General features: G+C 68.8%; 18 protein-coding genes. 9 read left to right on the top strand and 9 right to left on the bottom strand.

The window, feature by feature from the left end; translation table 11 throughout:
- The first annotated feature begins 44 nt into the window (after window positions 1-44).
- Window positions 45-686 carry a class I SAM-dependent methyltransferase gene (locus FDA38_RS18365; protein ID WP_170989781.1) on the top strand — a complete coding sequence of 214 codons (642 nt, stop codon included), beginning with the start codon at window positions 45-47 and terminating at the stop codon, window positions 684-686.
- Here FDA38_RS18365 and FDA38_RS18360 read toward each other — a convergent pair.
- From FDA38_RS18360 to FDA38_RS18350, 3 genes are read right to left on the bottom strand one after another with little or no spacing between them, the layout of a single operon-like run.
- The gene (locus FDA38_RS18360) at window positions 660-1,205 is read right to left on the bottom strand and encodes a hypothetical protein (RefSeq protein WP_137255223.1); all 546 of its coding nucleotides are present in this window, start codon (window positions 1,203-1,205) and stop codon (window positions 660-662) included. The two genes, FDA38_RS18365 and FDA38_RS18360, sit on opposite strands and share 27 nt — an antisense overlap.
- A gap of 55 nt (window positions 1,206-1,260) precedes the next feature.
- Window positions 1,261-1,884 carry a response regulator gene (locus tag FDA38_RS18355; RefSeq protein ID WP_134104046.1) on the bottom strand — a complete coding sequence of 208 codons (624 nt, stop codon included), beginning with the start codon at window positions 1,882-1,884 and terminating at the stop codon, window positions 1,261-1,263.
- Complete coding sequence (locus FDA38_RS18350; protein ID WP_170989780.1) at window positions 1,881-3,146, bottom strand: sensor histidine kinase; 1,266 nt, start codon at window positions 3,144-3,146, stop codon at window positions 1,881-1,883. The genes FDA38_RS18355 and FDA38_RS18350 overlap by 4 nt, the downstream gene beginning before the upstream one ends.
- A gap of 159 nt (window positions 3,147-3,305) precedes the next feature.
- On the opposite strand from FDA38_RS18350, the gene FDA38_RS18345 reads away from it, so the two are divergent.
- Together FDA38_RS18345 and FDA38_RS18340 are read left to right on the top strand one after the other, a co-directional pair.
- Window positions 3,306-5,015, top strand: a complete 1,710-nt coding sequence (locus FDA38_RS18345; protein WP_170989779.1) for an ABC transporter ATP-binding protein — start codon at window positions 3,306-3,308, stop codon at window positions 5,013-5,015.
- A 163-nt stretch (window positions 5,016-5,178) separates the two neighbouring features.
- On the top strand, window positions 5,179-5,982 hold the full coding sequence (locus FDA38_RS18340; RefSeq protein ID WP_137255220.1) for a protein kinase domain-containing protein: 804 nt from the start codon (window positions 5,179-5,181) through the stop codon (window positions 5,980-5,982).
- Here the strand turns inward: FDA38_RS18340 and FDA38_RS18335 are convergent.
- Window positions 5,972-6,421 (bottom strand): YybH family protein, encoded by a 450-nt coding sequence (locus tag FDA38_RS18335; protein WP_137255219.1) that lies wholly within the window; start codon window positions 6,419-6,421, stop codon window positions 5,972-5,974. The genes FDA38_RS18340 and FDA38_RS18335 overlap by 11 nt on opposite strands.
- A gap of 92 nt (window positions 6,422-6,513) precedes the next feature.
- On the opposite strand from FDA38_RS18335, the gene sigJ reads away from it, so the two are divergent.
- Window positions 6,514-7,413, top strand: coding sequence for an RNA polymerase sigma factor SigJ (sigJ, locus tag FDA38_RS18330; protein ID WP_137255218.1), 900 nt, complete (start codon window positions 6,514-6,516; stop codon window positions 7,411-7,413).
- On the opposite strand, the gene FDA38_RS18325 is transcribed toward sigJ, so the two are convergent.
- From FDA38_RS18325 to FDA38_RS18315, 3 genes are all read right to left on the bottom strand, one after another.
- Window positions 7,376-8,563, bottom strand: a complete 1,188-nt coding sequence (locus FDA38_RS18325; protein ID WP_325053092.1) for an FAD-dependent oxidoreductase — start codon at window positions 8,561-8,563, stop codon at window positions 7,376-7,378. The two genes, sigJ and FDA38_RS18325, sit on opposite strands and share 38 nt — an antisense overlap.
- Before the next feature lie 47 nt (window positions 8,564-8,610).
- Window positions 8,611-9,477, bottom strand: a complete 867-nt coding sequence (locus FDA38_RS18320; protein WP_137255217.1) for an AurF N-oxygenase family protein — start codon at window positions 9,475-9,477, stop codon at window positions 8,611-8,613.
- Window positions 9,478-9,547: 70 nt separating this feature from the next.
- Entirely contained in the window at window positions 9,548-10,162 is a 615-nt protein-coding gene (locus tag FDA38_RS18315) for a class I SAM-dependent methyltransferase (protein WP_137255216.1), read from the bottom strand.
- 135 nt (window positions 10,163-10,297) lie between these two features.
- Between FDA38_RS18315 and FDA38_RS18310 the strand changes: the two genes are divergently transcribed.
- From FDA38_RS18310 to FDA38_RS18300, 3 genes are read left to right on the top strand one after another with little or no spacing between them, the layout of a single operon-like run.
- Window positions 10,298-11,206 (top strand): DUF929 family protein, encoded by a 909-nt coding sequence (locus FDA38_RS18310; protein WP_137255215.1) that lies wholly within the window; start codon window positions 10,298-10,300, stop codon window positions 11,204-11,206.
- Window positions 11,207-11,208: 2 nt separating this feature from the next.
- Window positions 11,209-11,679, top strand: a complete 471-nt coding sequence (locus FDA38_RS18305) for a vitamin K epoxide reductase family protein (protein ID WP_233714779.1) — start codon at window positions 11,209-11,211, stop codon at window positions 11,677-11,679.
- 29 nt (window positions 11,680-11,708) lie between these two features.
- Complete coding sequence (locus tag FDA38_RS18300) at window positions 11,709-12,326, top strand: UdgX family uracil-DNA binding protein (RefSeq protein WP_137255214.1); 618 nt, start codon at window positions 11,709-11,711, stop codon at window positions 12,324-12,326.
- On the opposite strand, the gene FDA38_RS18295 is transcribed toward FDA38_RS18300, so the two are convergent.
- Together FDA38_RS18295 and FDA38_RS18290 are read right to left on the bottom strand one after the other, a co-directional pair.
- A complete protein-coding gene (locus tag FDA38_RS18295) occupies window positions 12,323-14,692 on the bottom strand; it encodes a phosphoketolase family protein (RefSeq protein WP_137255213.1) in 2,370 nt (789 codons plus the stop codon). The two genes, FDA38_RS18300 and FDA38_RS18295, sit on opposite strands and share 4 nt — an antisense overlap.
- 15 nt (window positions 14,693-14,707) lie before the next feature.
- Complete coding sequence (locus FDA38_RS18290) at window positions 14,708-15,031, bottom strand: plasmid stabilization protein (RefSeq protein WP_137255212.1); 324 nt, start codon at window positions 15,029-15,031, stop codon at window positions 14,708-14,710.
- A 481-nt stretch (window positions 15,032-15,512) separates the two neighbouring features.
- Here FDA38_RS18290 and FDA38_RS18285 point away from each other — a divergent pair, with 481 nt between their 5' ends.
- Window positions 15,513-16,505 (top strand): SDR family oxidoreductase, encoded by a 993-nt coding sequence (locus FDA38_RS18285; RefSeq protein ID WP_137255211.1) that lies wholly within the window; start codon window positions 15,513-15,515, stop codon window positions 16,503-16,505.
- A gap of 9 nt (window positions 16,506-16,514) precedes the next feature.
- The gene (locus FDA38_RS18280) at window positions 16,515-17,492 is read left to right on the top strand and encodes a TIGR03557 family F420-dependent LLM class oxidoreductase (protein WP_137255210.1); all 978 of its coding nucleotides are present in this window, start codon (window positions 16,515-16,517) and stop codon (window positions 17,490-17,492) included.
- Window positions 17,493-17,693 lie beyond the last annotated feature (201 nt).

Raw genomic sequence — 17,693 nt, 5'->3', positions numbered from 1 at the left:
CGATCCGGGTCATGCTCAATCCGACACTCTGACATCGTGTGCCCATGAAGCGGCCGATCTTTGCCCGGATGTACGCGCGAGTCCGCCCTGCGATGGACCGCGAAGGCGCGGCCGAGCACCGGCGGCGGCTGCTGGCCGGGGCGGCCGGCCGGGTGATCGAGATCGGCGCGGGCGATGGCGGCAACTTCGCGCATTATCCGGCTGAGGTCGTGAGCGTTCTCGCGGTTGAGCCGGAGCCTTATCTGCGCGCTCAGGCTTCTAGGTCAGCTGCGACAGCCTCTGTGCCGGTTGAGGTTGTCGAGGGTACGGCGGATCGGTTGCCGGCTGCTGATGCGTCAGCTGACGTGCTTGTGGTGTCGCTCGTGCTGTGTTCGGTGCCGGATCAGCAGGTGGCGCTCGCTGAGGCGGCGCGGGTGCTGAAGCCGGGTGGGGAGCTCAGGTTCTACGAGCATGTCGCCGCGGACGGCGGGCGGTTGGAGACGGTGCAGAAGATCGCGGATGCGACTGTCTGGTCGCTGTTCGCTGGTGGGTGTCATGTGCATCGCGATACCGCGGCTGCGATCGAGGCCGCGGGGTTCGTGATCGAGGAGCTCGAGCGGTTCGACTTCCCGGCCGATCAGCCGAATCCGGCGCGACCACACATCCTCGGTCGAGCCCGGTCAGTTGTGGTTGAGCCCGTCGTCTGAACCCGACTTCCCGGAGCCACCCGAGCCCTGCTTGCCGGAGGACGGCTTCACGGTGCTCGACTTCCCCGAGGTGGTCCTCCCGGTCGTGGTCTTCCCGGTCGTGGTGTTCCCGGTGGTCCTGCGAGTCCCGCCCTTGTCGTCCCCGGGCTCGGTCGTGCTGCTCGATGTCGGCGTACGAGTGCGGTCGCCCCCGTGGTCGTCCACAGTCGGCGTCGGCGTGATCCGCTCGCTCTGCGGCGTGATCGTCTCCGGCGGCGGAAACCACAACGGAGCCGGCGACCGCCCCGGCGTCCCCGGGTCGAAAGCCGACCACACCGCAGTACCGCCAGCTACCAACCCTGCGGCAGCCACCAGCCCGAGCACCCCGCTACCCGCCCACGCGAGATACCGAGCAGACCGCCGCGGCGCCGCGTCGTCAGCACGTCCCGTGTGCAGCACAACAGGCCGCCGCCGTACGTCGCCCACGTGATCGGCGCTAGCCCCACCCGTGGTCTGCGCGTCGCGCGCCTGGTCGTCCATGGCTCTATCGTGTCGCCGCAGGCGGGCCGGGGGTATCGGACGTTGGTACTAGTACCTAGTTGTCGCGCTGTTGGCGCTGGGCCCAGAGGGCCGCTTGGGTGCGGTCGGTGACGCCCAGACGCTGGTAGACGTTGGTGAGGTGCGCCTTGACCGTGCGCTCGCTGATCCCCAGGCGTCGGGCGATCGTCTTGTTCGGGAGGCCGGCGCCGACCATGTCGAGCACCTCCTGCTCGCGGTCGGTCAGCTTGGTCTCAGGACCCGGCGACCGCCGGTTCGTCAGCAATACCCGCGCCGCCTTCGGATCCAGCGGCGAACCACCCGACACGATCTCCCGGATACCCGCCAGGATCACCTCAGGCTCGCTGTGCTTCAGCAGATACCCCTCAGCGCCGGCCTGCAGCGCGTCCAGAATGCGCGCCTGATCGCTGAACGACGTCAGCACCAGCACATGCACCTCCGGCGACGCCGCCACGATCCGCTCCGTCGCCGAGATCCCGTCGGTGCCCGGCATCGACAGATCCATCAGTACGACGTCCGGCCGCAACTCCGCCGCCATCGTCGCCGCCTCGGCCCCGTCGCCCGCAGCGCCGACGAGCTCGATGTCATCCGCAGTACCGAGCAGCTGGGACAGCCCGGTGCGGACGATCGCATGATCGTCCGCAATCAACACCCGGATCACATCGGTACCTCGGCTTCCACCCGTGTCCCCTGACCGGGCGCGGCCCGGACCGTCAGCGTGCCACCCGACTCCGCGAGCAGGTCGCCGATCGAGCGTAGCCCGAGGTGCCCGTTGCTGCTGCGCTCCCCGAGCCGCGACTCGTCGAATCCACGCCCGTCATCGTCCACGATCAGCACGCCATGCCCGTCACTACGGCCGGCCTTGATGAGTACCTCGCTGGCTCCGCTGTGCGCGGCGACGTTCCGCACGACCTCCTGCGCCGTACGGAACAACAACGCCGCGACCGCCGGCGGCAACTCCTCCGCACCATCGGTCTCCAGCCGTACTTCGATCCCCGCGCGCTCCAGCCCGGCCGCCAACTCGGCCAATGCCGACGTCAGGCCCTCTTCGGCAAGGTTCGGCGGGTAGATGTCGACCAGCAACGACCGCAGCGACCCGATACTCCCCCGCAGCCTGCTCGCGCTGTCCGCGATCAACTCCGCCCGCTGGCCTTCCGTCGGATGCCCGAGCCGCATCGCGTCCAGCGCGTAGTTCAACCCGGTCAACTCCTGTACGACCCCGTCGTGCAACTCCCCCGCGATCCGCCGACGCTCGGCGTCCGACGCGTCCACCGCATGCTGCAGCAACCGCTCGCGATCCCGCTGCTGCCGTTGCACCCGTCGAGCCAGCGACCAGGCGAACGGGATCTGCACCAGCTCCAGCACGAGCAACGCGCCGAGCGACGGTGGCGCGAATCGGCGCCAGGCGGCCTGTCCCGCTTCGGTGACGGCCTGGTACTCGAAGTACGCCTCGAACAGCATCGGTTCGCCGTTCGTGCCGCGGACGCCGACGTACACCTCGAGCAGCTTCTTGTACGGGATCTCGAACTTGTTCTCGGGGCGGCTCAGGTCGCTGACCTCGGAGGCGCTGCTGCCTTGGCGCTGGAGTGCTTCCTGCTCCTCGGGTCCGAGCGGGAACTGCTGACCGATCAGGCGCGGCTCGTCGGAGTACACGATGCGGCCGTCGGCGTTCCACAGCTTCACGCGGACGAGCGAGCCTTGCAGGACGTATTTGCGCATCGCTTGGTCGAATGCTGTGAGCGCTGCGGGCTGGCCGGCGATGACGGCTGCGTCCAGGCGCGGCTCGACCACGCCGCGGGCGGTTACGTAGGTCACCTGCCGCGCGGATTCGGTCGCCTGCTCGATGCCGGCCTGCCGCGCGACGAACGCGATCAGCGCAGCCAGCGAAAGCAGCACGATCAACCCGGCTGCTGTGAAGCGCACCAGCAGGCCAACCGTTGAGATTGGCCCGCGGTCCGCGCGTCGGAGTCTGCCCATGCCTGGGATCGTATGGTGCGCCAACCGCCGGAAGGCAGCCCGACAACGGTCCTAGTACCAAGGTGCACTACCGAAGCCGACCAGCCGACGGCGAGCGTTGTCGTCATGAAACTTCCGCTGTCGCTCGCAGTCGCCGGGCCCGCCGCACGACCGGAGCTACCCGCTCTCGCCGCCGCGTCCGGCCTGGTCGTCCTGCGAGTCGGCGCGGTTCTCCTCCGCCCGTGGCCTCTCGCCCTGGCCGTGGACCACGCCCTCCGGCCCACCGCATCGGGCTCCGGCGTGGGCTCGGGCATCTGGGCGAGCCCGGTTGCGGTGCTTGTGCTTGCCGCTGTCGCCAGCGTCTTGCTGTCGGCCGTCGTCGGGCTGCTCGACATGGCTAGCCTGCGGACGGTCGAAGGTGCGGCGGAGCGCATCGGAGCCTCGCTTCGAGCGGACATGTTCCAGCGCACGATGACGCGCTCGCTCCGCTGGCACGACCGCATGCGGAGCGGTGAGCTTGTATCGCGCCTAACCACCGACGTCGGCCGCCTGCTCGACGCAGTCGTCGCGGTGACGACCTCCTTCCTCCCCGATGCGGTGATGCTGGCCGGCGTACTCGCCCTCCTCGTTGCCTTCGACCCGCAGCTCGCGCTCATCGGCCTCACCGTCGCCCCGGTCCTCGCCGTACTCGCGGTCCGCCAACGCCGGAGGATCCGCGCCGCGCAGCACGCCGCCCGGACCGAGTCCGGACGGTTGGCCGGAGCAACGACCGACCTGCTCCGCAACGTCCGCGCTGTGCAGGCGTTCGGCCGGATCGACCGCGCCGCCGCGATCTTCGGCACCCGCAACCGCGCCGTCCTCGACGTCGAGCTCCGTGCCATCGACGTCGACGCCCGCTGGACCCCGATGGCCGATATCGTCCTCGCGATCGGTACCGCCCTCGTCCTGGTCGTCGGCGGCCGCCACGTCCTGACCGGTTCCCTGTCCGTCGGCGAGCTCCTCGTCGTACTGGCGTACCTCCGCGACCTCTACTCCCCCGTCCGCGGCCTGACCCGGCTGTCCGTCGTACTCGCCAAGGCCGGCGCCAGCGCGGTCCGGGTCCGCGAGGTCCTCGACTGCGACGAGGCTGTCGAGGATCGGTACGACGCCCGCCCGGCTCCGCGGCTGCGCTCCGGCGTCCGCTTCGAGCAGGTGTCGTTCGGCTACGAACCCGGGCGACCCGTCCTCGACCACTTCGACCTCGACATCACCGCCGGCGAGACCGCGTGCCTGCTCGGTCCGAGCGGAATCGGCAAGAGCACCACGCTCCACCTGCTCCTCCGCCTGTACGACGTCGACGCCGGGCGGATCCTGATCGACGGCGTGGATCTCCGCGACTGCGACCAGCGCAGCCTGCGCGACCGGTTCGCGTTCGTCCCGCAGGACCCGTGGTTGCTGGACGCAACGGTCGCCGAAAACATTGCCTTTGGCAACCAGAACGCGACCCGGGCCGGCGTCGTCGCGGCCGGCCGGACCGCGCTGGTGGACGAGTTCGCCGACCGGCTGCCGTTCGGCTACGACACTCCGCTCGGCGAAGGCGGCGTACGGCTCTCCGGCGGTCAGCGCCGCCGGGTCGCGCTCGCCCGGGCCGCGGTCTCGCCCGCGCCGATGGTGCTGCTCGACGAGCCCACCGCCTCGCTCGACCCGGTCTCGGCCGGCACCGTGATCCAGGCCATCCGGGCCATGACCACCGGACCGTCGCGCCGCACGGTGCTGATGGTCACCCACGATCGCGACCTGGCGGCGATCGCCGACCGGGTCGTCACTCTCGACCACGACCTCGCCGGAAGGAGGTGAATCCCATGCGTATCAAGCCCGTCATGCACCACGGACGGTCCCGTAGCCGGTCCCGTTCGCGCAGCCGTAGCCGTTCCCGCAGCCGCTCGCGCGGCTGACCCACCAGCCTGCCGCCGGGGCGCATCCCGGCGGCAGGCTTCACCTCTTTTATAGGAGACCGACCATGCTTGTCGATACCGCGACTGACGATGTGGACGGGCTGGCCGTCTGGGACTGGGCCGAAGGCTGCGAGCTGCCCGGCGGGACCTTCGCCATCGAGCGCCTCGGCGTCGGCCACCGGTGCGAGACCTGGCTGGTCTGGTCGGTCCGGCTCTGGGCGCCCGCCGTACTCAAGGCCGCACGCCCACACCAGATCCATCACCCCCGCGCGGTCAAGTCCCTCCGCCGCGAGACCGCCGCGCTCGCCGGCAACCTGCACCCGGCCCTCCCACGCCTGCTCGCCGACGGCACCGACGGCACCGACGGCACCGACGGCACCGACGACCCGATCCCCCACATCCTCGTCGAGTACGTCGACGGCCCATCGCTCGCCGACGAACTCGAGGACAACGGGCTCCTCACCGTCCCCGAGACGGCGAATCTCGGCGCCCAACTGCTCCCCGCCCTCATGGCCCTGCACTCCCGCGAGCTGGCCCACCTGGATGTGAAGCCCGAGAACGTCGTACTGCGGGACAGTCGGCCGGTACTGATCGACTTCGGCAGCACCCGTCGGATCGGGAGCGAGCAGCCGGCTGGTCATCCGGTGGGGACCGAGGGGTACGCGTCCCCCGCACAGGAGGCGTGCGAGCCGGTGTCCGCCGAGATGGACCTCTACAGCCTCGGCCGGACCCTCGCCGAGGCCTGTGGCGAGCTGCCCGACGGCCTCCGCTTCCTCCTGGACCCGCATCCGACGGCCCAGCGTGCACTCACTGCGCTGGCCGATGCCGCCGGTGAGCTCCGGCCGTGGCCGGCCTGGCTCAGGGCATGAGGTCCATCGCCGGACGACCCTCCGGGAAGTAGATCGGCACCGATACCTGGTCGTGCACGATCTTCCACTCGCCGTCGAGCTTCTGCCACGCCGAGGTCCAGCGCAGCCAGTAGTCGATCTTGCCGCCGTTGCCCATGCTCGCGTTCATGTGGTTGAGGCTGTAGACGACCGCGAGGCTGCCATCGACGAGCACGGTCAGGTCGCGGGTCTCGTACTCGAGCGGCAGCTGGAACACGGTGAAGACCTGCGCCCAGTTCGCCATCTTCTTCTCCGCGCCGAGGTGCCGCAGCGGCGCCTCGATGTCGAACGAGACGATGTTCGGGGCGAAGATCGTCCTCAGCGTCTCCACGTCACCGGTCCGGACGGCGTTCAGCAGGCTCTCGATACGCTCACGGATATCTACTTCGGCTACAGCGTTGTTTGTGTTGTTTGTGGTCATGATCGGTACGACGAGACAGCAGCGCGGACTGTCAGACCTCACAGTTCGCCGGGCAGTTCCGTCGTACGGGTATGAACGAGGAGAGGACTGACATGAGCGAGCCCGGCCTGAGCGCGATCATGAGCGAGCGGCGGCAGCTGATCAACCTCGCCTACCGGCTGCTCGGGTCGCTGGCGGACGCGGAGGACGTGGTCCAGGAGACGTACGCGCGCTGGTACGCGATGACGCCGGCCGAGCAGCAGGCGATCGACAACCCGGCCGCGTGGCTGACCAAGGTCGCCAGCCGGATCTGCCTCGATCTGCTGCGCTCCGCCCGGTCCAGGCGCGAGCGGTACGTCGGTGAGTGGATCCCGGAGCCGCTCCCGGAGAGCACCGAGTGGCACACCGGTCAGCCCGGCGGTACCGCTGATCCAGCGGACCGGGTGACGCTGGACGAGTCGGTCAACATGGCGTTCCTCGTCGTACTCGACGCGATGACGCCGGCCGAGCGGGTCGCGTTCATCCTGCACGACGTCTTCCGGTACCCGTTCCCTGAGGTGGCCGAGATCGTCGGGCGTACTCCGGCGGCCTGCCGGCAGCTCGCCTCCTCGGCGCGTCGGCGGATCCGCGACGCACAGCTCCCGGCCGCGCCGTCGGCACATCGGGCCGAGCTCATCCGGGAGTTCAAGCAGGCCTGGGAGGCGACCGACATCGCCAAGCTCGTCAGCCTGCTCGACCCCGACGTCACCGCGGTCGCGGACGGCGGTGGCATCGTGACGGCGGCCCTCGAGCCGGTGCACGGTGGCACCGACGTCGCGGAGTACTTCGCCAACCTTCCGGTGTTCATGCTCGGACGTGAGCTCATCGAGCGCACGGTCAACGGCCAGCCGGGTCTGGTGATCCAGTTCGAGGGTGTGATCGAGACCGTGATCGCCTTCGACGTGGACGACGATCACATCACGAACATCTGGGCGATCAGGAACCCGGAGAAACTAGGGCCCTGGACGAACTGACCAGCGTCATCACGGTCTCCTGCGCACAGGCCTTGTTCACGCCGATGCCGCCGCGCGCGCCGCGTTTGATCCAGCCCGCCACGTAGTGCCCGGGCCGGCCGACGACGGCGCCGCGGACGTTCGGCACGATCCCCCGCTCCGGGTCGAACGGCAGCCCATCGACCGGCGTCCCCTCGAACCCGATCGCGGTAAACAGGTTGCCCGCAGCAATCGTCGTACCGTCGTCCAGCGTCAGCCCCTCGGACGTCCACGCCGTCGGCCGCGCATGATGCCGCAGCTCGACCCGATCACCAGCCGCGGCCATCAACTCCCGCAAAGCCGACTCCGTGTACGCCGCCTCCTCCGGCCCACGCCGCCCGAGCAGCACAACCTCCTTCACCCCGCTCGCCGCGAGCGTCCGCCTGACCTCCGCGGGCACGTCCAGCCGGTCCGCATCACTCAGCAGAATCCGCGTCACATCCAGCGCGACGTTCCCGTTGCCCACGATGACCGCCCGCGGCCCGACCAGCTCGACCAGCAACTGCGCATCCGGCCGACCGTTGTACCAGGCAACAAAATCCTCGGCAGTGCAGGCAGCGTCCTCGCCGTCGATCCCCAACCGCCGACTCCGGCGAGCGCCGACAGCATGAATCACCGCGTCGAACTGATCCGGCAGCTCAGCTGCATCGGTCCCCGGCAGCCAGCGCACTCGCTCATGCCGGACAATCCGTTCGAAGCTGCTGATGATCTGCTTCGTGCTCGGGTGATCCGGCGCAACGCCGTACCGCACCAAGCCGCCGACCTGCTCCAGCCGATCGACCAGCGTCACCTCGGCCGTTGTCCGCAGCAACAACTCCCGCGTCGCGTACATCCCGGCCGGCCCCGCTCCGACGACCAGCACTCGTCGCGGTCCACCGCCCCAGACCTGGTACGACGGCTCGCCCCAACTGTCGAGGTCCATCGCGTCCAGCGGCTCCTGCTCGGCGAAGTACGCCGCGTTCCGCTCGATATCCTCAGCCGCAGCCTGATCGGCCGGTTGAGCAGCGTCGACCGGACAGATGTCGGCACACGCCCCGCAGTCGATACACGTCCGCGGATCGATGAACAGACTTGCCCCGGTCCCGAACCCCGGCTCACCCGGCGACGGATGAATGCTGTTCATCGGACACACCGCGACACAACTCGCGTCCGAGCAGCACTCCCCCGAGATCGCGTAGCTCACAGCAGCCCGGTCCGCCGATACACCCGGGACGCGGCCGGCGTCAGCAGCCCGAGCGACCCGAGGAAGTCCATCAAGTTCGCACAGCTTGTCCGCAGCAACGACCGGTGATGCTCGTTCCGCCGCGCCTCACGGACGGCCCGATCCACGTCCAGACCGACGTTCGCATAGACCGCCGGACCGACCATGCTCGACACGATCATGTCCGCCGCGATCGCGATCACCAGCGCACTCACCCAGCGCCGTCCACGACCCGCCCCGGCCAGCCGCTCCCGGGTCTCCTCGCGGGCGAACACCATGTGCCGCGACTCCTCCACCACATGGATGTGGTTGACCGTGCGCACCAACGGCTCGACCCGCCGGTCCCGCATCCAGTCGCGTTGCATCACGTCCAGGACCTCTTCAGCCACGAGGATCGCGGCGTACGCCGACTCGCCCGTGGCGACCGTCTTGAACATCCGCCCGAGCTCGCGCGCCAGCAACCGCGGCTGGTACGACGGCTCGACCATCCGCTCCGTCGCCCGGGCGAACATGATCGAGTGCCGGCACTCGTCGGCGATCTCCGTCAGCGCCCACTGGAACTCGGCGCTCCGGGCCGGCTTGTCGTACACGTCCCGCAGGACCAACTGCTGCAGGATCAGCTCGAACCAGATCCCGGTGGTCGCGACCGACGCGGACTCGTGCCGGGTCAGCTCCCGCTGCTGTGCCTCGGTGAGCTCATCCCAGTACGGCGCGCCGTAGAGCGTGCTCCACTCCGGCGACATCCCGTACCCGTCCCCGATCGGCGCGTCCCAGTCGATCTCGGTCTCCGGATCCCGGGACAACCGGTCCGCCGACCCGAGCAACCGTTGAGCGGTCTCGTTCATCCGACACCTCCCGCGCGATATGACATCGTCTATGTAACATAGTCTCTGTCTAAACCGCACGCAAGAGGCGTCAGACGAAGCTGAACAGACTCTCGCCGGTGATCAACGGCTCGGGCACGCCGGCGAAGCGGTGCACGCCGACACCGAAGCCGGCGTCGCGATCGGACAGCCAGATGCGTTCGAAGCCACGGGCCTCGAACCAGTCGCAGATCGACGGCGCCAGGTCCGGGTCTTCCCGATGACGGGTCCAGATCACCGTTCCGCCGGTACGGCACAACTGCGGACTCGCGTCGACCGTCCGCCGGATGTCCTCGTCGGAGATGTTGCCGAAGATCCCGCACAACAGGACGAGCTCCGCCGGGACCAGGCCGACATACTGATCGGTCAGGGACGCGTCGCCGGTGACGACCTCGACCTGACCGAACTCCGCGGCGCGCTCGCGTGCGGATGCGGACAGCACCGGATCGAGCTCGACGAGTCTCGCCTGCACGTCCGCCCGACGCGGATGATCCGCCAGCACCTCGAGCAGATCCCTCCCTTGGCCGGCACACAGGCTCACCACCGGCACCGGACCGGCCGGCGCGCGATCGAGCGCGGCGCGGACATGTTCCTGCACTGTCTCCAGCCGGCGGGACAGCTCGGATTTGGGGTCGTCGTACCGTTGATGCCATCGCTGCCAATCCATGGCGGGAACCTTAAACGGCACCACCGACAGCCAGGATTTCAGCGATCTGTAATCTCGCGGTGACAGAAGGACAGGAACTTCCGGGACCGATGGATAGTTGTCTTTCCGGAGCCCGTGCACGATCAGAGGAGAGTCATGGCAAGGCGTGTCGAACAGAAGGCTGCGGCCCGGGAGCGGATCGCAGCGCAGCTCGCCGCGCAGCAGGCGGCGGAGCGACGGCGGCGCCTTCTGCTCGCGGTCGGTGCGGTCGTCCTGGTCATCGTGATCGTCGGCGGGCTGGTGACGATCCGGCTGGTGGGCGGCGGCAAGAAGACGGCGACCGGTCCGACCGGCGCTGCCGACGCGGCCCTGATCACCGCCCTCTCCTCGATCCCGGAGTCGACGTTCTCCACGGTCGGGACCGAGGGTGTGAAGGCGGCGCCGTCCGCGATCGACGCGCCGGCGCTGACCGCGAACGGCAAGCCGAAGGTGCTCTACATCGGCGCCGAGTTCTGCCCGTTCTGCGCCGCCGAGCGCTGGCCCGTGACGGTCGCCCTGTCCCGGTTCGGGACCTTCAGCAACCTCGGTACGACGCACTCCGCGTCCGCGGACGAGTTCCCGAACACGCCGACGCTCTCGTTCCACGGCGCGACGTTCACGAGTCAGTACCTCGCCTTCACCGGCGTCGAGACGACGACGAACGAGCAGCAGGGCAACGGGTACAAGCCGCTCGACACCCCAGCTGCGGACGACGAGAAGACGTTCGAGACGTACAACAAGCCGCCGTACGTCTCGAGTGAAGGGTCGATCCCGTTCATCGACATCGGCGGGAAGTTCGTGTCGTCCGGTGCGACGTACAGCCCGCAACTGCTGGCCGGTAAGACCCAGGCGCAGGTCGCGGACGCGCTGAAGGACCCGTCGAACGACATCTCCAAGGCGGTCATCGCCTCGGCCAACGTCTACACGGCCGCGATCTGCAAGATCACCAACAACCAGCCCGCCAACGTGTGCACCAGCTCCGCCGTCACCGCGGCGGCCTCAAAGCTCGGCGGCGGGAACAGCTGAGCGTGAGCGACACAGCACAGCGGTCCTCCCAGACATCACTGGGCTGGATCCCATGGGCCACCTTGGTGGTGTCGATCGCCGGCCTGGCAGTGGCCGGGTACCTGACCTATGAGCACTTCACGGCGGGTACGACGCTGGCATGCCCGGACACCGGCGTGGTCAACTGCGCGAAGGTCACCAGCAGTCAGTACTCGAAGGTCTTCGGCATCCCGGTCGCACTGCTCGGACTCGGCTTCTTCGTCGGCATGACGGCGCTGTCGGTGCCTCCGCTGTGGCGTACGTCGTCACCGTGGCCGGGCCGGCTGCGACTGGCCGCCGTACTCATCGGCGTCGTGTTCATCTGCTACCTGATCTGGGCGGAGCTGTTCCAGATCAACGCGATCTGCCTGTGGTGCACGGTCGTCCACGGCCTCACGCTGATCCTGTTCGCGCTCGTGATCATCCGACAGGCGCTCATCCCGCCGGCATCATGAATTAGCGCCACGAGGGGTACCGGGGCGCCATGAGCAAGGAACCCGGGGCCGAGAAATGGGTGCCGCACGACGGTGGTATGCGCAAGGTGCGTGCCACCCTCGGGGACTGCCGCGGGTGTGAGCTGTGGGAGGACGCCGAGCAGGCCGTCGCGGGTGAAGGGCCGGTTCGGTCGCGGATGATGTTGGTCGGCGAGACGCCCGGCGACCACGAGGACAAGGAAGGCCATGTCTTCGTCGGTCCCGCCGGGCGGCTGCTCGACCGGGCGCTGGACGAGGCGGGCATCAAGCGGTCGGACATCTACCTGACCAACGCGGTCAAGCACTTCCGATTCGAGCGCGAGGGCAAGCGGCGGATCCACAAGACGCCGTCCGCCGGTCAGATCACCGCCTGCCACCCGTGGCTGGCGCGTGAACTCGACATCGTGAAGCCCGCGCTGGTCGTGATCATGGGAGCCGTCGCCGCACGGACCCTGATGGGCCCGAGTTTCAAGGTGACGCAGCACCGAGGCGAGAAGGTCGAACTCCCCGACGGCGGCACCGCGATCGCGACCGTCCATCCCTCTGCCGTGGTCCGCTCGCAGGACTTCACTCGCGATCTCGGTCTGTTCGTCGACGACCTCCGCGCCGCCGTCGCGCTACTCGACTAGCGCGGCGTCCATCGCCAGTCCCGGACCTCCGGCAGATCCTCGCCGTACGTCGTGACGTACGCGTGGTGACGAGCGCGCTGGTCGGCGAAGTACTGCCGCGTCGACACCGCCCGGCTGCCGAGCGACGGGACGCGATCGATCACGTCCATCGCCAGGTGGTACCGGTCGAGGTTGTTGCGGACGACCATGTCGAACGGCGTGGTCGTCGTACCCTCCTCGAGGTAGCCGCGGACGTGCAGGTTGTCGTGCCCGTGCCGGCGGTAGGTGAGGCGATGGATCAGCCACGGATAGCCGTGGTACGCGAAGATCACCGGCTTGTCCGTGGTGAACAGCGCGTCGAACTCGGCGTCCGGCAGCCCGTGCGGATGCTCGCCCTCGGACTGCAGCCGCATCAGGTCGACGATGTTGACGACCCGGATCCGCAGGTCGGGAAGGTGTTCGCGGAGCAGGTCGACCGCGGCCAGCGTCTCCATCGTCGGTACGTCGCCGGCGCACGCCATCACCACATCCGGCTCACCCTCGTCGTTGCTGGCGAACTCCCAGGCGCCGACACCCCGCGCGCAGTGCAGCGCGGCCGCCTCCCAGTCCAGCCAGTTGGGTTGCGGTTGCTTGCCTGCGACAACGACGTTGATGTAGTTCCGGGTCCGCAGGCAGTGGTCCATCGTGGACAGCAGCGTGTTGGTGTCCGGCGGCAGGTAGACGCGGACGACCTCGGCCTTCTTGTTCACCACGTGGTCGATGAAGCCCGGGTCCTGGTGCGAGAAGCCGTTGTGGTCCTGGCGCCAGACATGCGACGTGAGCAGGTAGTTCAGCGAGGGGATCGGCCGGCGCCACTCCAGCCGGTTGATCGTCTTCAGCCATTTCGCGTGCTGGTTGACCATCGAGTCCACGATGTGGACGAACGCCTCGTACGACGAGAACAGTCCGTGCCGCCCGGTCAGCAGGTACCCCTCGAGCCAGCCCTGGCAGGTGTGCTCGCTGAGGATCTCCAGCACCCGGCCGTCGCGGGCGAGGTGGTTGTCGGTGTCGAGCAGGTCGGCCTGCCACTGCTTGCCGGTCGTCTCGTAGACCGCGGTCAACCGGTTGGACTCGGTCTCGTCCGGGCCGAACAGTCGCAGATTGTCCGCGTTCAGCCGGAAGGCATCCCGCAGGAACTCGCCGAAGACCCGGGTCGGCTCCCCGTCCTCGGCGCCGGGAATCTTCACCGGTACGGCGTACTCGTCGACCGCCGGGAGCTCGAGATCACGGCTCAGCGCGCCACCGTTGGCATGCGGGTTCGACCCCATCCGCAGGTCCGGACCCGGCGCGAGCTCGACCAGCGCCGCGATCGGACGGCCGTAGTCGTCGAACAATTCCTCGGGTCGGTAGCTGCGCATCCATGATTCCAGCTGGCGCAGATGGTCCTCGTTCGTCCGTACGCCGGACAGCGGGACCTGGTGGGCCCGCCACGTGTTCTCGACCGGCTCACCGTCGACAACCTGCGGACCCGTCCAGCCCTTCGGCGTACGCAGCACGATCATCGGCCACGCCGGTCGTGGCGGCGGTTCCGGCGCGGATCGTGCCTCGATCTGGATCTCCTCGATCCGGTCCATGCAGCGGTCGAGCGTCGCGGCCAGCGCCTGGTGTACCTCGGCCGGCTCCGATCCCTCGACGAGATACGGCTCGTATCCGTACCCCTGCAGCAGTGCGGACAGCTCCTCGTCGCCGATCCGCGCCAGCACCGCCGGGTTCGCGATCTTGTACCCGTTCAGATGCAGGATCGGCAGTACGGCGCCGTCCCGCACCGGATCGAGGAACTTGTTCGAGTGCCAGGACGCCGCGAGCGGACCGGTCTCCGCCTCACCGTCGCCGACGACACACGCCACGACGAGCCCCGGGTTGTCCGCGGCTGCGCCGTACGCATGACTGAGCGAGTAGCCGAGCTCGCCGCCCTCGTTGATCGACCCCGGCACGTCGGCCGCCACGTGACTCGGTACGCCGCCGGGGAACGAGAACTGCTTGAACAGCCGGCCCATGCCGACCTCGTCCTGCGTGGTGTTCGGGTACGCCGCCGTCCAGCTGCCCTCGAGCCAGGTGTTCGCAACGAGCGCCGGGCCGCCGTGGCCGGGGCCGGTGACGAACAGGACCTCACGGTCGCGCTGCCTGACCACGCGGTTGAAGTGCGCGTAGATCAGGTTGAGGCCGGGCGTCGTACCCCAGTGGCCGAGCAGCCGGGGCTTGATGTGCTCCGGCCGCAGCGGCTCACGGAGAAGCGGATTGGCGAGGAGATAGATCTGCCCGACGGACAGGTAGTTCGCTGCCCGCCAGTAGGCGTCGATGCCCTGCAGCTCGTCGTCGGTCAGTGGTCTGGTGTCGGTCTGCTGCACGGCTGGCTCCCCCAGCTAGCGGCCGACCGCCTTCGCGAGCTCGGCCTTCGTCATCTTCGAGCGACCCTTGACGTTCTTCTGCTTCGCCTCATTGTAGAGCTGCTCCTTGGTGCGGCCCTTGGAGCCACTGTGCGAACGGAGCCCGCCGCGCCGGCCCGACGAGATGTCGTGCGTCGACGTACGGCTCTTCTCCTTCGCCTCACCCGACCGCGCGCGTTCCTTGTTCACCGTCCGCGCCGCGATCTCCTCGGCGACGTCCTCGCTGCGGCCGCGCTTCTTCAGCCCGGACTTGATGTGCTCGTACTGCCGCTCCCGCTTCGGACTCGATCCTGCCGGCATGTCGTTGCTCCTTTCACCCTTCCGCCCGGTACCCGACCCCACTGCCCGCATTCACCCGCGTTTGGGGGTCCCGCGCGAGGACACCGGAAGCACATGCCAGCTGAGCTGTCGACAGCCTCGCTGGTCCGCAAGTTCCGCCGCAGCTACGGCGACGGTCCCCGGCGTGAGCTGAACGAGCACGCGCTCGGCAGTCATCAGCCAGTACACCAGCACGGTCACCGCATCCTCGAGGTCGTTCGCGACGAACTGGACGCGCTGAGTGCCCGGGCCGCAACGTCGTACTGCTGGCCACCAGCACCGCGGTCAGTCACATCGCGGACCGCTACGACCTCGACGTCGACCCGACGACCCGCGCGAAACTCACCGGACCGATGCCCGCCACCTTCAACCACGCCACGATCCGTCTGGGCTTCTGGCGACACTGAACGGGTTTCGGCCGCGCCGCAGCGGTCACCGGGAAGGTGAGCCGAAGGAGGAACAGGTGGCACAGGTCGTAGTGGTAACCGGAGCCAGTGGCGGGATCGGGCGGGCGACTGCGGTGGCGTTCGCGCGACGTGGGGCGCGGGTGGCGTTGCTCGCGCGGGGGGAGTCCGGTCTTGCGGCCGCCGTCCGCGACGTCGAGGAAGCGGGCGGTACGGCGCTGCCGATCGAGGTCGACGTCGCCGACTACGAGCAGGTCGAGGCCGCGGCGGGGACGGCCGAGAAGGAGCTCGGGCCGATCGACGTGTGGGTGAACGTCGCCTTCAGCTCGGTTTTCGCGCCGTTCCTGGAGATCGAGCCGAGCGAGTTCCGGCGGACGACGGACGTGACCTACCTCGGGTACGTGTACGGCACGCGCGCCGCGCTCGACCGGATGAAGCCGCGCGATCACGGGACGATCGTCCAGGTCGGATCGGCGCTGGCCTATCGCGGCATCCCGCTGCAATCGGCGTACTGCGGGGCGAAGCACGCGATCCAGGGGTTCCACGACTCGCTGCGCTGCGAACTGCTCCACGACAAGTCCAACGTGCACGCCACGATGGTGCAGATGCCCGCGGTCAACACCCCGCAGTTCTCGTGGGTGCTGTCCCGGCTGCCGAAGCATCCGCAACCGGTGCCGCCGATCTTCCAGCCGGAGGTCGCCGCGGACGCCGTCGTGTACGCCGCCGATCACCCACACCGCCGCGAGTACTGGGTCGGTATGCCGACCGTCGCCACCATCGTCGCGAACAAGTTCGCCGCCGGTCTGCTGGACCGCTACCTCGCCCGCACCGGATACAAATCACAGCAGGCCGACGAACCCGCCGAGAAGGCGGCCAATCTCTGGGAGCCGGCCGATGAGAACCGTGACTACGGCTCCCACGGCGCCTTCGACGACCGCTCCACCGGCCGCAGCTACCAGGTCTGGGCCTCACGCCACCGCGGCCTGGTCACCGGACTCGCCACCGGCGCAGCCGCGGCCGCGACCGTCCTCCTGACCCGCGGCCGGCGCTAGGAGGTCTGCGTGAAGATCGGATACTTCCTCTCCAGCGAGGAGTACACGCCCGCCGAGCTGATCGAGCACGCACAGATGGCCGAGGAGGCCGGGTTCGACGGGTTGTGGATCAGCGACCATTTCCATCCATGGAACGACGAGCAGGGCCAGAGCGCGTTCGTCTGGTCCACGATCGGCGCGATCTCCCAGGTGTGTGAGCTGCCAGTGACCACGGCGGTGACCTGCCCGACCGTGCGGATCCATCCGGCCGTGATCGCGCAGGCGGCCGCGACCAGCGCCGTACTGCTGAACGGCCGGTTCCGGCTCGGCGTCGGGACCGGTGAGGCGCTGAACGAACACGTCCTCGGCTCGGTCTGGCCGACCGTCGACGTACGGCTGGAGATGCTCGAGGAAGCGGTCGAGATCATGCGCCGGCTGTGGACCGAGGACGACTTCGTCAGCCACCACGGCAAGCACTACACCGTCGACACGGCCCGGATCTACACCCGGCCGCAGGAGCCGCTGCCGATCTACATGTCCGGGTTCGGACCCGAGGCGACCGACGTCGCGGCGCGGATCGCGGACGGGTATCTGACCACCTCGCCGGACCGGGAGCTGCTCCAGCGGTTCCGCGACCACGGCGGCAGCGACAAGCCCGCCCAGTCCGGCTTCAAGGTCAGCTACGCGCCGACCGAGGCCGAGGGCGTCGAGCAGGCCCACCGGATCTGGGCCAACTCCGGCCTCCCCGGCGAGCTCGCCCAGGTGCTGCCCTCACCCCGGCACTTCGAGCAGGCCAGCCAGCTGGTGACCAAGGAGGCCACGGCGCAGTCCGTCGCCTGCGGCCCGGAGGCCGACGTCCACGTCGACGCGTTCACGCCGTACCTGAAGGCGGGATTCGACGAGGTGTACGTCGCCAACATGGGGCCGCACACCGTCGACATGATGAACCTCTACCGCACCGAGATCCTCCCCGAACTCCGCCTCCGCAAGAACCATTCCGCTGAGTAACGAGACCGGGGTGGGTCCCGGTAGCGGTCGTTGGTGCTGACAGAGGGTAGGATGGGTTCTCGATCGCGCAATCAGGAGCGGTGAATTCTGAGCCGTGTTCCTGGGGGACCCTCTGGACGGCCCACTGCATGTCACAGCGTGGCGTCTCGTCGGCGGTTCGGTCCTTGTGCGGTCTGGCGTTCCGCCACGGCTCCGTCGTGG

It is taken from the genome of Kribbella jiaozuonensis, from assembly GCF_005233875.1.
Taxonomy (GTDB): domain Bacteria; phylum Actinomycetota; class Actinomycetes; order Propionibacteriales; family Kribbellaceae; genus Kribbella; species Kribbella jiaozuonensis.
The sequence above is the reverse complement of the archived record's forward strand: the minus strand, read 5'-3'. Positions and strand labels throughout refer to the sequence as shown.

Excerpts from the sequence above, each read along its gene's own strand:
- FDA38_RS18310 (WP_137255215.1), top strand. The coding sequence starts at position 10,298 with ATGGCAAGGCGTGTCGAACAGAAGGCTGCGGCCCGGGAGCGGATCGCA.
- FDA38_RS18335 (WP_137255219.1), bottom strand. The coding sequence starts at position 6,421 with ATGACCACAAACAACACAAACAACGCTGTAGCCGAAGTAGATATCCGT.
- FDA38_RS18345 (WP_170989779.1), top strand. The coding sequence starts at position 3,306 with ATGAAACTTCCGCTGTCGCTCGCAGTCGCCGGGCCCGCCGCACGACCG.
- sigJ (WP_137255218.1), top strand. The coding sequence starts at position 6,514 with ATGAGCGAGCCCGGCCTGAGCGCGATCATGAGCGAGCGGCGGCAGCTG.
- FDA38_RS18340 (WP_137255220.1), top strand. The coding sequence starts at position 5,179 with ATGCTTGTCGATACCGCGACTGACGATGTGGACGGGCTGGCCGTCTGG.
- FDA38_RS18360 (WP_137255223.1), bottom strand. The coding sequence starts at position 1,205 with ATGGACGACCAGGCGCGCGACGCGCAGACCACGGGTGGGGCTAGCGCC.
- FDA38_RS18315 (WP_137255216.1), bottom strand. The coding sequence starts at position 10,162 with ATGGATTGGCAGCGATGGCATCAACGGTACGACGACCCCAAATCCGAG.
- FDA38_RS18320 (WP_137255217.1), bottom strand. The coding sequence starts at position 9,477 with ATGAACGAGACCGCTCAACGGTTGCTCGGGTCGGCGGACCGGTTGTCC.
- FDA38_RS18300 (WP_137255214.1), top strand. The coding sequence starts at position 11,709 with ATGAGCAAGGAACCCGGGGCCGAGAAATGGGTGCCGCACGACGGTGGT.
- FDA38_RS18365 (WP_170989781.1), top strand. The coding sequence starts at position 45 with ATGAAGCGGCCGATCTTTGCCCGGATGTACGCGCGAGTCCGCCCTGCG.
- FDA38_RS18290 (WP_137255212.1), bottom strand. The coding sequence starts at position 15,031 with ATGCCGGCAGGATCGAGTCCGAAGCGGGAGCGGCAGTACGAGCACATC.